The organism is Hyphomicrobiales bacterium, assembly GCA_016710435.1.
In the GTDB taxonomy this organism is placed as follows: domain Bacteria; phylum Pseudomonadota; class Alphaproteobacteria; order Rhizobiales; family Aestuariivirgaceae; genus Aestuariivirga.
The window spans coordinates 1567691-1580013 of the sequence record JADJVV010000001.1 but is presented as its reverse complement, the minus strand read 5'-3'; the positions used below and the strand labels follow the sequence as shown (position 1 = coordinate 1580013).

General features: G+C 60.4%; 10 protein-coding genes. 5 read left to right on the top strand and 5 right to left on the bottom strand.

Annotated elements, in window-relative coordinates; genetic code table 11:
* Positions 1-46: 46 nt before the first annotated feature.
* From IPM06_07675 to IPM06_07655, 5 genes are read left to right on the top strand one after another with little or no spacing between them, the layout of a single operon-like run.
* A complete protein-coding gene (locus IPM06_07675) occupies positions 47-2809 on the top strand; it encodes a class I SAM-dependent DNA methyltransferase (GenBank protein MBK8770295.1) in 2763 nt (920 codons plus the stop codon).
* A complete protein-coding gene (locus IPM06_07670) occupies positions 2806-3588 on the top strand; it encodes a hypothetical protein (protein ID MBK8770294.1) in 783 nt (260 codons plus the stop codon). Before IPM06_07675 ends, IPM06_07670 begins: the two co-directional genes overlap by 4 nt.
* Complete coding sequence (locus tag IPM06_07665; protein ID MBK8770293.1) at positions 3585-5645, top strand: DEAD/DEAH box helicase; 2061 nt, start codon at positions 3585-3587, stop codon at positions 5643-5645. The genes IPM06_07670 and IPM06_07665 overlap by 4 nt, the downstream gene beginning before the upstream one ends.
* Positions 5638-6846 (top strand): GIY-YIG nuclease family protein, encoded by a 1209-nt coding sequence (locus IPM06_07660; GenBank protein ID MBK8770292.1) that lies wholly within the window; start codon positions 5638-5640, stop codon positions 6844-6846. Before IPM06_07665 ends, IPM06_07660 begins: the two co-directional genes overlap by 8 nt.
* 4 nt (positions 6847-6850) lie before the next feature.
* Positions 6851-7822 carry a LysR family transcriptional regulator gene (locus tag IPM06_07655; protein MBK8770291.1) on the top strand — a complete coding sequence of 324 codons (972 nt, stop codon included), beginning with the start codon at positions 6851-6853 and terminating at the stop codon, positions 7820-7822.
* Here IPM06_07655 and IPM06_07650 read toward each other — a convergent pair.
* From IPM06_07650 to trbL, 5 genes are read right to left on the bottom strand one after another with little or no spacing between them, the layout of a single operon-like run.
* Positions 7755-7994 carry a DUF2274 domain-containing protein gene (locus IPM06_07650; GenBank protein ID MBK8770290.1) on the bottom strand — a complete coding sequence of 80 codons (240 nt, stop codon included), beginning with the start codon at positions 7992-7994 and terminating at the stop codon, positions 7755-7757. The genes IPM06_07655 and IPM06_07650 overlap by 68 nt on opposite strands.
* A gap of 1 nt (position 7995) precedes the next feature.
* Complete coding sequence (locus IPM06_07645; protein MBK8770289.1) at positions 7996-9252, bottom strand: TrbI/VirB10 family protein; 1257 nt, start codon at positions 9250-9252, stop codon at positions 7996-7998.
* On the bottom strand, positions 9249-10277 hold the full coding sequence (trbG, locus tag IPM06_07640) for a P-type conjugative transfer protein TrbG (GenBank protein MBK8770288.1): 1029 nt from the start codon (positions 10275-10277) through the stop codon (positions 9249-9251). Before trbG ends, IPM06_07645 begins: the two co-directional genes overlap by 4 nt.
* Positions 10274-10957 (bottom strand): conjugal transfer protein TrbF, encoded by a 684-nt coding sequence (locus tag IPM06_07635; protein MBK8770287.1) that lies wholly within the window; start codon positions 10955-10957, stop codon positions 10274-10276. The genes trbG and IPM06_07635 overlap by 4 nt, the downstream gene beginning before the upstream one ends.
* A gap of 2 nt (positions 10958-10959) precedes the next feature.
* Complete coding sequence (gene trbL / locus IPM06_07630) at positions 10960-12321, bottom strand: P-type conjugative transfer protein TrbL (protein MBK8770286.1); 1362 nt, start codon at positions 12319-12321, stop codon at positions 10960-10962.
* Between the last annotated feature and the right edge of the window lie 2 nt (positions 12322-12323).

Sequence of the window (12323 nt, the reverse complement as noted above, 5' to 3'; positions counted from 1 at the left end):
GCGTACTGACCGATATGCGTAAGCGCGCGTGCCAGGGGCTATGGGCATGAATGCGGTCGAAATCGAAGAAGCCATTTCGGCGCTGGCGGAGCGGCCTTTCGAGGCTGACGAATTCCCCTATGCGTTTCTCGAAGCCTTCGGGAACAAGGAAACCACGCTCAAGCGCTTGCGCAAAGGCGAGTCCAACAAGTCCGATCTGGGCGGCGTGCTTCAGACGAACAACATCCATATCGCCGTTTGCAAGCCGGGCGAGGTCACGCGGACGCTCGCGGCGTTGAAGGCTAGCCCGGCCACGGCGCGGGCGAAGGCGCGCTTCGTGCTGGCTACGGATGGCGACTTGTTCGAGGCCGAAGATCTCACGACCGACGACGCGCCGGTCTCCTGCACTTATGCCGATTTCCCGAACCACTTCGGTTTCTTCCTGCCGTTGGCGGGCATCACCACGGTCAAGCAGGTTCGCGAAAGCTCGTTCGACATCCGTGCGACGAGCCGCCTGAACCGGCTCTATGTCGAGTTGCTGAAGGACAACCCCGCATGGGGGACCGCGCAGCGTCGGCACGACATGAACCATTTCATGGCGCGGCTGATCTTCTGCTTCTTTGCCGAGGATACCGAGATTTTCAACGGCAGCGGCGCGTTCACCTCCGCCATCGAGACCATGAGTACGAAGGATTCGTCGAACACCCATGAGGTGATCGGCGAACTGTTCCGCGCCATGAACACCAAGACAACGGAACGGGTCGCTAATGGTGTCCCGCGCTGGGCCGATGGCTTTCCCTATGTGAACGGTGGGCTGTTTTCCGGCAGCACGGATGTGCCGCGGTTCAGCCGCATCGCCCGATCCTACCTTCTCCACATCGGCAGCCTCGATTGGAAGAAAATCAACCCGGATATTTTCGGGTCGATGATCCAGGCGGTGGCGGACGATGATGAGCGCGGCGCGCTCGGCATGCACTACACCAGCGTGCCGAACATCCTGAAGGTGCTGAACCCGCTCTTCCTCGACGACCTGCGGCAGCAGCTGGAGGAAGCCGACGACAATGCGCGCATGCTGCTCAACCTGCGCAAGCGCATGTCGAAAATACGGGTGTTCGATCCGGCCTGCGGTTCGGGGAATTTCCTCGTCATCGCCTATAAGGAAATGCGCGCGATAGAGGCCGAGATCAATCGGCGCCGCGATGAGGCTGACCGGCGCACCGAAATTCCGCTGACAAACTTTCGTGGTATTGAGCTGCGCGACTTTCCGGCGGAGATCGCGCGTCTGGCGCTGATCATCGCCGAATATCAGTGCGATGTGACCTATCGCGGCCAGAAGGAGGCATTGCGCGATTTCCTGCCGCTCGATGCGCAGAATTGGATCACCTGCGATAACGCTCTACGGCTCGATTGGATCAGCGTCTGCCCGCCGACGGGCACAGGTGTGAAGCATCATGCCGACGACTTGTTTCACACGCCTCTCGATCAGCCCCAGATCGATTTCGAGAACGAGGGGGGGGAAACATACATTTGCGGCAATCCGCCCTACAAAGGCAACGCAGATCAATCGAAAGATCAGAAGGATGATATCCGTCGATGCTTTTCTGGCATTGACGTAAACTGGAAGTCATTTGACTACATATGCGGATGGTTCTGGAGGGCGTCAAACTATAGCAAAATAACCAAGGCAAAATTTGCATTTGTTAGCACCAACTCAATCTGCCAAGGTCAGAATATCTTCTATTTTTGGAAACCACTTCTAGCGGATGGTTTAAAAATTGAATTTGCAATCCGTTCTTTTCGCTGGAGAAATCTGGCTACAGAAAACGCGACTGTTACTGTTGTTGTGGTTGGATGCTCTCGCGAAGATGGCACCTGCTTCCTTTTCGATAATGATATTAAGCAGGAAGTGCCTCAAATAAATCCATATCTTGTTCCCGGCGACAATGTGTTCGTCGAGAGATCGTCGCGACCAATGTCTTCACTGCCCCAGATGACCAAAGGGAATTACTATGGACTGTCTGATGGACTGTTGCTGGATGAGGGGGGGCGAGTAAATTTGCTGGAAAGAGGATTGCCGCCGGCATACATTCGCACCTTCAAAGGCGGTGCCGAATTAGTAAAAGGCGTGCAGCGGTGGTGCTTGTGGTTCCCGCAACCTTGCCTTCCTGCAGATGCAGCGGACATTCCCGAAATCGCGCTGAGGATCGAGGCAGTACGAGAAAGCCGATTAGCTTCTCCAGATGCTGCGGCAATTAAAATGGCGGAACGCCCCCATCAGTTCCGAGAAATGAATGATTGCACCAAATGGTCGATAGCGATTCCTAATGTTTCGTCTGAGTCCAGGCCATATCTTCCAGTCACACTCGAAAATAGAGACGTAATTTTCCCAAATACCGCATTCGCTATATACGATGGAGAATTATTTTGCTTGGCGATAGCCGCCTCGAAATTACACCTGGTGTGGACCGTCACCGTCTGCGGTAAGCTTGAGACTCGCATTCGCTATTCTAATACGCTCGGATGGAATACGCTTCCTGTCCCTGCGCTTACCCAAAAGAACAAAGCTGACCTAACGCGTTGCGCTGAAGACATCTTACTTGCGCGCGAGGCGCATTTTCCCGCGACTATCGCTGATTTGTATGCCCCGGAATCCATGCCGGAGGACTTGCGGGCTGCGCATGAACGGAATGATGAGGTGCTGGAGCGAATCTATATCGGTCGACGGTTCAAGAATGACACCGAGCGGCTCGAAAAGCTGTTCGAGCTTTACACCAAGATGGCTGCGACACCGAACAAAGCCACCAAAGCTCGCAAGGTGGCGACAGCATGAGCGACTATGTGCTGTTTCAGATGTGGGGGCCATTTCGCAAATCGCTGATTGCCGGCCACATGTTCTATGTCGAACAGGCGCGGAAGCGGTTGCTCTCTCAGTTTGAAGACATCGAGGCGGAAGCCGACAAGGCAGCCGAGGACTGGCTCCAGAAAAGCAGTGGCAGGTTCGATCCTGAGCGGCACGATCCTGGCGATTTCTATGAAGCTGCCAACGAAGCGGGCATCGAGTTTTATACCCTTCTCAGCGACATGCGTGATCAGACGCGCCTCAGCGTCGTCGCCGGCATGTTCCACGAGTGGGACAAGCAAGTGCGCGATTGGCTAGTTCGGGAAATTCAGCACTGGCACCATGGCGATGCGGCGGCATTGAAGGTGTGGTCGGCAGATTTTCCGCAAATCGCTGAACTACTGGAAAGCCTCGGCTGGCCGATAAGTAGCGCTGAATACTTCCAGCGACTTGATGCCTGCCGCTTGGTGGTCAACGTCTACAAACACGGCAAAGGCAAATCTCTCGACGACTTGAAGCTGAAATATCCCGAGTATCTGCACGACCCGTTCAGCGGCGCTGGCGGTGGGTTCTCCAGCCTAGAATATCGCGATCACACGCATCTGAAAATCAGTGACGCGCAGTTTCAGGCATTTTCAGATGCCATCGTTTTGTTCTGGCAGGGGGTGCCGGAAAACATATTTGAGTCAGAGGTCAAAGACGTGCCCGACTGGTTTGGCAAGGCCATCCTGAAAGACCGCACCGGCCAAAAACAGGCAAGCAAACAATGAGCGACAACAATCCAAAATCCGTCCCCTCTGTTTCAGTCCGATATGCCTCGAACGGCAGCTCGACCAAGGCCAACGAGTTCGGGATGCGGCCGATGCAGGAGCGCGCCTTTGAAAAGCGCGGTGAGCAATATCTGCTGATAAAATCGCCACCGGCCTCGGGCAAAAGCCGCGCGCTGATGTTCATCGCGCTCGACAAGCTGGCCAATCAGGGCGTGAAGCAGGCCATCATCGTCGTGCCGGAAAAGTCCATCGGCGCCAGCTTCCATGACGAACCGCTTGGCAAGCATGGCTTTTGGGCTGACTGGCACGTCGAGCCGAAATGGAACCTGTGTGACGCACCCGGCAACGACAATGGCGGCAAGGTCAATTCGCTCGGCGCGTTTCTAGAAAGCGCCGACAAAGTGCTGGTCTGCACCCATGCGACGTTCCGCTTCGCCATCGACAAATTCGGGGTTGCGGCTTTTGACGACCGGCTGATCGCTGTGGATGAGTTCCACCACGTCTCCGCCAATCCCGACAACAAACTCGGCATCCATCTGGGTGATTTCATCACCCGCGACCGCGTACATATCGTCGCAATGACCGGGTCCTATTTCAGGGGCGACGCCGAGGCGGTGCTGGCGCCGCAGGACGAAGGCAAGTTCGAGAGTGTTACCTACACCTACTATGAGCAGCTCAATGGCTATCAATATCTGAAGCAGCTCGACATCGGTTACTTTTTCTATTCGGACTCCTACGCCGACGACATTTTGAAGGTACTGAACCCGGCCGAGAAGACGATCATCCACATCCCCAACGTCAATTCGCGCGAGAGCACGAAGGACAAGATCAAGGAGGTGGAGCACATCATCGAGACGCTAGGCGCCTGGCAAGGGACCGATCCCGCCACGGGCTTCCAATTGGTCAAGGCTGCCGACGGGCGGATTTTGCGCATCGCCGATCTGGTCGATGACGATCCGGCCAAGCGGGACCGTGTGTCCGCCGCGCTGAAAGATTCGGCGCAGAAAAACAATCGTGACCACGTCGACATCATCATCGCGCTGGGCATGGCGAAGGAAGGCTTTGATTGGATCTGGTGCGAACATGCGCTGACAGTGGGCTACCGCTCTAGCCTCACTGAAATCGTGCAAATCATCGGTCGAGCAACCCGCGATGCGCCGGGCAAGACCCGCGCCCGCTTCTCGAACCTGATCGCCGAACCTGCCGCCGCCGATGACATCGTGACCGAGGCTGTCAACGATACGTTGAAAGCCATCGCCGCCAGCCTGCTCATGGAGCAGGTGCTGGCGCCGCGCTTCGAGTTCAAGCCGAAGAACCCGCAGAACGGGCCGACACCGGGTTTCGACTATGGCGAGGGCGGCTACGATCCGAACAAGTGCAACGTCGGCTTCAACGAGGAATCCGGTAAGTTCCAGATCGAGATCAAGGGTCTGGCTACGCCCAAGAGCGAGGAAGCGACGCGGATCTGCCAGGAGGATCTGAACGAGGTGATCGCTGCCTTTGTGCAGGACAAGACCACAATCGAGCGTGGCCTGTTCGACGAGGAGCTGGTGCCCGAGGAACTGACCCAGGTGCGCATGGGCAAGATCATCAAGGACAAGTTCCCACAGCTCGACGCCGAGGATCAGGAAGCCGTTCGCCAGCACGCCGTCGCGGCGCTTAACCTGACCCAGAAGGCGAAGGAAGTGGCGTCCGGCAGTTCGCTTGGCGAGGAGAGCGCCAATACGGCGTTTGTCGATGGCGTCCGCAAGTTCGCGATGGACGTGCGGGAGCTGGACATCGACCTGATCGACCGGGTCAATCCATTCGGCGAAGCCTATGCGATCCTCGCCAAGACGATGAGCGAGGAGAGCCTGAAGCAGGTTGCCGCAGCGATCGCCGCCAAGCGCACCAGCCTGACGCCAGAAGAGGCCAAGGTGATCGCCAAGCGCGCCGTAGAGTTTAAGCGCGAGCGCGGAAGGCTGCCGTCGATCAGTTCCGCCGATGCCTGGGAAAAGCACCTGGCTGAGGGAGCCGCCGCATTCGTCCGCTTCAAGGATGAGGGCCGCTATGAGTGACTTCGATCTTGACGAACTGCGCGACGAACTGGCGGATTTCGCCCAACCGGAAAAGAAGGGTGGCCGTTCGCCCCGCGAGGAACGCATCATCGCGGGCTTCGAGGAAATTCAGCGGTTCGTCGAAAAGAACGGCCATGCGCCCCGACATGGCGAGGACGGCGACATTTTCGAGCGGCTCTACGCCGTGCGGCTCGACCGCCTGCGCGCGCTGGACGATTGCCGGTCCCTGCTCACGCCGTTTGATCATCAGGGATTGCTGACGGGCGCGCCTGCGGCGTCCGTCGCGCCTGCGGACTCGATGGACGAGGATGAACTACTCGCCGAACTGGAAGGTGCGGCGGGTTCATCTGACATCACCCAACTGCGCCACGTGCGCACCAGCGCGGAAAAGCGCGAAGCCGAGGAAATCGCGAGCCGGGAAAAATGCCTTGATTTCGAGACGTTCAAGCCCCTGTTCCAACAGGTGCAAAGCGACCTTGAAAGCGGGCTTCGCACGACAAGGCGCTTTGTCAAAGATGCGGGCTTCCTCAAAGCCGATATTCAAATCGGCCAGTTTTTCATCCTTGGCGGTCAGACTGCCTATGTCGCCGAGGTCGGCGATCCGATAAAGGCGCCGAACGGGGAAACCGACGCGCGGCTCCGGGTGATCTATTCCAACGGCACCGAGAGCGATCTGCTGCTGCGGTCGCTCCAGCGTGCCCTTTACAAGGATGATGCCGGTCGGCGGATCACAGAGCCCAGCGCCGGGCCGCTTTTCGACGACCAGACCGGTGACGGCGATCAGGCCAGCGGCACGATCTACGTGTTGCGTAGCAAATCTGACCATCCGTTGGTGGTCGCCAACCGGGAAATTCTGCACAAGATCGGCGTGACAGGCGGCAGTGTGGAACGCCGCATCGCCAATGCGCGCCTCGACCCCACCTATCTCATGGCCGATGTCGAGATCGTCGCCACCTATGAACTCTTCAACGTCAATCGGGCGAAGCTCGAATCCTTGATCCATAAGGTCTTTGGCGCGGCGCGCCTTGATGTCGAAATCAAGGATCGCTTCGGCCAACCGATCGTGCCCAAGGAATGGTTTCTAGCTCCACTTTTCGCCGTCGATGAGGCGGTCAGCCGAATCAGGGACGGGACGATAACCGGATACGTCTACGACCCGAAGACAGCGAAACTGGCGCTCGCCTCGGCGCTTGATCGGTGAGGCCATCAGTTTGCCGGTACAAGTCCGCCACATCCAATATGTGATTGCTGCGGCAGACCATGGCAGCTTTCGGCGCGCTGCCGCAGTTTTGGGCGTTCAAGAATCGGCGATCAGCCGCCGCATCCGCGAGCTGGAGGACCGGCTTGGGACGGCGTTCTTCATCCGCTCTCCAAGCGGCGTCATGCTCACGCATGCCGGGAAACAGTTCGTCCAACGCGGCCGCAAGGCTCTGATGGAAATCGGCCTCGCAAAGGCCGAGGCGACGGCGATCGGCCGCGGTGAAGACGGTCACGTTCATATCGGAATATTCTCGTCACTGGCGTCGGGATTTCTATCCGACCTGATCGAATCGTTTGGCGCCCGCCACGCCGCCGTCAAACTCACGTTCATCGACGGCAATCCCGCAGATCATGTGGCCGCCATCCGGAAGCACCAACTCGATGTCGCGTTCATAACCGGGGAGGCGGATTGGCCTGGCTGCGATGGCCTACAACTCTGGACAGAACGCATCTACGTCGTACTGCCGACAGGGCATCGACTCGGCGGCGACGGGGAAGTCGATTTCGCTGAACTTGCCGGCGAACCCTTCATCGTCAGTGAGAGCGCGCCCGGCGAGGAAATTCACGACTACCTTGTGAAGCGGCTGGCCGATCTTGGCCGCCACCCTGAAATCCACCATCAGGCCGTCGGCCGGGACAACCTGATGCGCCTCGTGGCGCTCGGCCGCGGTTTGACGGTCACGAGCGAAGCGACAACGGCCGCGCAATTTCCGGGTGTCATGTTCCGACCCATCGTCGGCGAACTCCTGCCCTTTTGCGCGGTTTGGTCGCCGCAAAACGACAACCCGGCGTTGCATCGACTTCTTGAGATGGCGAGGTACATGGCTGGTATCGGGAAATCGCAGGAGATCAGCGAGTTTCCCCGTGAACTGGCCGTCCCTGCTTTGCTTTCGCAAAACCCCGATCCGTCGCAATGAATCGCGCCAGCATGGGAACGATCAGTCGAACCGGATCAGTCTTCGGATGGCCGGATTCACGGCCAAGGATCTCCGCGTAGGCGATGAGATCGCGATGCAGGCTGGTCGGCAGTTCGACAACGACCTTCACGGGCTTGTCGTCGGCAATGGGAGATAGTTTCAGCTTCGCCATTTCAGCCTCCATAGGGTTCGAGCACGAGATCGCGCGTAACGATGACGCGAACCGGAAATCCGGGCCGGACCGTCAATGTCGGCGCGATATTGAGCTGGCGGCTGACTATTTGCTGGCCAGTCTGGCTAATGCTGTTGGATGCGCCTGAGCGCAGCGCCTGAACGAGGCTGTTTTCGTTCTGGCTGGTCCCGGCCTCGGCCCCGACGCTGAGGAGCGTTGAAAGGGCGGCCGCCTTGAAGAGTTCCCCCCAATGATAATCGACGCCGTCTTCAAGTCCGGCGTAACCCTCGGCGTCCGCGCCGGGTTGGCGTTCCAGCACTATGGATCGGCCATTGGGAAACATCAGCCGGTTCCAGACGAGGAGGACGCGGCGCTGTCCGAAGCCGACGCCTGCGTCATACTGACCGATAACCCGCGTGCCCTGCGGGATGAGTAGGATCTTGCCCGTCGGGCTGTCGTAGATGTTCTCCGTCACCTGCGCGGTGATCTGGCCGGGCAGATCGGAACGGATGCCGGTGATCAGCGCAGCGGAAATCACCGCGCCCGCCTGAAGCACATTGGCCGATGCCGGCGCCGCAACACGATCCGGCGAGACCGTGCGCTTGTCGGGCGTCTGGTTGAGGAAAGCGAGCTGGCGATCCTGGGCGGAAGGCGTCGACGGCTGCGGCGCCAGGCCGAGGCTGGCAAGGTCTGTCGCGGACGGCGCTGTCGTCGCGGCGGGCGCTGTCGTTGCAGTATTGCCTGGCCGCGTTTCCGTGGGGGCAAACAGCCGAGCAGTTCGCGCCGATTCCAGCTCCTGCGCCCGCCGCTGTTCTTCCGGGCTGGGACCGGAGACCGTGGCGATCCCAGGCGCCGCACCAGCTTGGCTGCCGTTCGGTCCATTGAGAATCGGCCGGCCGAGATCGCCTGGTAGCGCCGGGCCGAGCTTGGGCACGCCGCTATAGTCCTTCGGCAGGCCCGACAGTCCGTCCGGAGTCGTGCGGTTGTCGGTGGAAAAGAGTTCCTGGCCTTGATTGCCTAAGTGCCGGGTCTGGAGCGCGTAGATCAGCGCACCGCCGACACCCAGACTGGCCGCCAGGCCGAGACCGGCAAGAACTTTGCGTGACAGGCGGGTGACTCGCGGCGGTTCAGGGCGCAGCCGCATCGGCGCCACTGGCTCGCCGGTGAGGGGACGAGAGTCATCCTCTGCCGTTTCGGGTGGCGATGCCGCTTCAGGCCTCACCCCTGCTTCGTTCTCGGGATCACGTTCGGTGCTCACGACGCGGGCCTCCCATCAGTGCGGGAGATGCGAACGCGCTTCTGGTTCTTATCTGCTCCGAAGCGCAGTTCCGCGGCCGCAAACAAGCGGTCGACGATCATGTAATTGCCGCGCACGCGATAGTTGACCAGTTCCGAGGTATTGCCCTCTGGACCGACGACGAACAGCGGCGGCATCTCGCCCTGGCCGATGCCGCGCGGAAACTCGATGAACACCTGTTGTCCATCGTCGAAGGCGCGCAGTGGCCGCCAGGGTGCGCGGTCGCCGGCCACCTCATACCGGAAATTGACGCGAGACAGGTCAATGCCGTTGGCGACCGGCTGTTGTGCTTCGGCTTGGCTGTTCTGGCGGCGCAGCGCGATGAGCTGGTCCTGCGGATATTGCCACGAGACAGAGGCCATATAGGTCGAGGGCGTCGAGCGCAGTTCCATATGATAGGTGCGCCGGTCGGTGTTGATGACGAGATTGGTCATCAGTTCGGCGCGGGTCGGCTTGACGAGAATATGGATTTGTTTCGTCGCGCCGATGCCGCTTTCGGTATCGCCGATGATCCAGCGCACGGTGTCGCCGGCGGCGACGGGACCGGAGCCGACGAGTTGTTCGCCCGGCTGGAGGCTTATGTCGGTTATCTGTCCCGGCGAAGCATAGACCTGATAGAGCGCGCTATCGACGAAGGGATAGACCTGCATCGAATTGATGAATCCGTTACGCACCGGCTGCATCCGGGCCGCGGCGTTCGCCTGATTGACGCGCACGGTCGGATCGGCGGCTTCAGGTTCGGGTTTGCCGTCCTTTCCCACCGGCTTCAACTGACCAGGAAGCGGCAGCGGTTGCGGCAGCGCGACCACCCTGACCGGCGCGGGCGGATCGACTGTCTGCACAGCAGGCGCGGCATCGTCATAGGAAATTTCAGGTGGGGGTATGTGACCGGCGCACCCGGCAAGCGCGGATGCGGAAAACAGCAGAGCCGCGAGTGAGGCATTACGGAAAGCCGGCTTCCCGGCTGTGCGGAAGGTCGGCGTCATTGTCCAAGCTCCTTCGACCAGTTGATTGCGTTGATGTAGATTCCGAGCGGGTTCTTGCGCAGCGTGTCTGCGTCGCGCGGCGGCTGCACGGCAACAGTGAGGATGGCGGACCAGCGCGCCGTTTCGGCGAGGCTGCCGTCCTGATAGCGGCGCTCGATCCAGGCGACGCGGAAGCTCGTCGGCGACGCCCGGATCACGCTGGAGACTTCTACTGCGATCTGTTGCTTGCCGACCTTGGCGAATGGGTCGTTGGCGCGGGCATAGTCGTTGAGAGCCAGCGCGCCGCCCTGCGTGGTGAAGTCATAGGCGCGCAACCAGTTCTGCCGCACGATGATCGCATCGGCGGGGATGGACCGGACCTGTTCGATGAAGCGCGCGAGGTAGAAGGCGATCTGCGCGTCATTGGGCTGATAGTCGGCGGTTGCGGGTGCAACGGCTTGCGCCTGGCCCAACCGATCGACCTGCACCACCCACGGCACGATCGAACCGTTCATCGACTGCCAGAACAACCCCGCCGACAAACCGGCAGACAGCGCCAGAGAACCAAATGCCATCAATCGCCAGTTCCGCGCCTGCACGCGGGACGAACCGATGCGCTCGTCCCAGATTTGCGCGGCGCGTTGATAAGGCGTCTCGGGCTGCGGGGATTTGCCGTAGTGGGTGGAAGGTCGTTTGAACATGGTCAGTCGCTTTCGGAGAGGTTGACGGAAGAGCCGCCGCCGTGGCTGTCGCCGCTGCGCACCGCATGGGCGGCGGCCTGAACGCCGTGGGTCATTTGCTGCGAGCGTTTCATGCGCTTGGCCCAGGCGGGCGGGCCGTCGGTGGCGGCTGATGCGGCAGGTGCCGACGCGGTGTCAGCAGCATCGCCGCCGATAGTTCCTGCGGTCGACGATCCGCCCGACACCTCAAACGCTGCACGCGCACCGGACTGGTAGCTCTGCTTCATACTGTCGGCTGCGCGGCTGGCTGCGCGCTTCAGGGGTGAGACGGCCGCCTGTGCGCCTGTGCTAGCGACATTGCCGAGACCAGAGGCGACGCCCGATGCGCCGCTCTGACCGGCAGCACCAAGGCTGTAGGCAGTCGACGCGCCACCGGCGAGCGCCGCACCGCCACGTGCTGCCGCTGCGGCGCCACCCACGAGGGCAGCGCCACCGGACGCGACAGCGCCAACCGTCGCCGCACCCGCTGCCACCATGCCGCCGGCGGCGAGACCCGTGCCGATCGCCGCGCCTGCGCCGAGTTGCGGACCACCGGAAACGAGACCGTTGGCAATGCCGGGACCGAAGATGCCGAGGCCCAGGAGCGTCAGCGCCGCGAGAACGATGGCCATCGCATCGTCGATCGACGGCGTGGCTCCGCCGAAACCAGCGGTGAACTCGGAGAAGAGTGTCGAGCCGATACCGATAATGACGGCCAGCACCATGACCTTGATGCCCGATGAGATGACATTGCCGAGCACCCGTTCGGCCATGAAAGCGGATTTGCCGAACAGGCCGAACGGAATGAGGACGAAACCGGCGAGTGTCGAAAGCTTGAACTCGATCAGCGTCACGAAGAGCTGGATGGCGAGCACGAAGAAAGCGAGGAGCACGAGCGCCCAGGCGAACAGCATGCAGGCGATCTGGATGAAATTCTCGAAGAAGGACCAGTAGCCCATCAGGTTCGAGATGGATTCGAGCAGTGGGTGCCCGGCATCGAGTCCGGTCTGCGCGACCTTGCCCGGGCGCAGGAGATCGGAGACGGTGAAGCCGGTGCCGGAGGCCTTCAGGCCGAGACCAGCGAAGCTCTCGAAGATGATGCGGGCAAGGTTGTTCCAGTTGCCGATGATGTAAGCGAAGACGCCGACGAACAGCGTTTTCTTGACCAAGCGAGCGATGATGTCGTCGTCTGCCCCCCACGACCAGAATAGCGCGGCCAGGGTCACGTCGATGACGATCAACGTGGTGGCGATAAACGCCACCTCGCCCTGCAACAGGCCGAAGCCGCCGTCGATGTAGCGGGTGAAGACCTCAAGGAAATGGTCGATGACGCCGGTGCCCTGCATAG

Coding starts and splice junctions, on each gene's coding strand:
- IPM06_07675 (MBK8770295.1), top strand. CDS start 47: ATGAATGCGGTCGAAATCGAAGAAGCCATTTCGGCGCTGGCGGAGCGG.
- IPM06_07670 (MBK8770294.1), top strand. CDS start 2,806: ATGAGCGACTATGTGCTGTTTCAGATGTGGGGGCCATTTCGCAAATCG.
- IPM06_07665 (MBK8770293.1), top strand. CDS start 3,585: ATGAGCGACAACAATCCAAAATCCGTCCCCTCTGTTTCAGTCCGATAT.
- IPM06_07660 (MBK8770292.1), top strand. CDS start 5,638: ATGAGTGACTTCGATCTTGACGAACTGCGCGACGAACTGGCGGATTTC.
- IPM06_07650 (MBK8770290.1), bottom strand. CDS start 7,994: ATGGCGAAGCTGAAACTATCTCCCATTGCCGACGACAAGCCCGTGAAG.
- trbG (MBK8770288.1), bottom strand. CDS start 10,277: ATGACGCCGACCTTCCGCACAGCCGGGAAGCCGGCTTTCCGTAATGCC.
- IPM06_07635 (MBK8770287.1), bottom strand. CDS start 10,957: ATGTTCAAACGACCTTCCACCCACTACGGCAAATCCCCGCAGCCCGAG.
- trbL (MBK8770286.1), bottom strand. CDS start 12,321: ATGCAGGGCACCGGCGTCATCGACCATTTCCTTGAGGTCTTCACCCGC.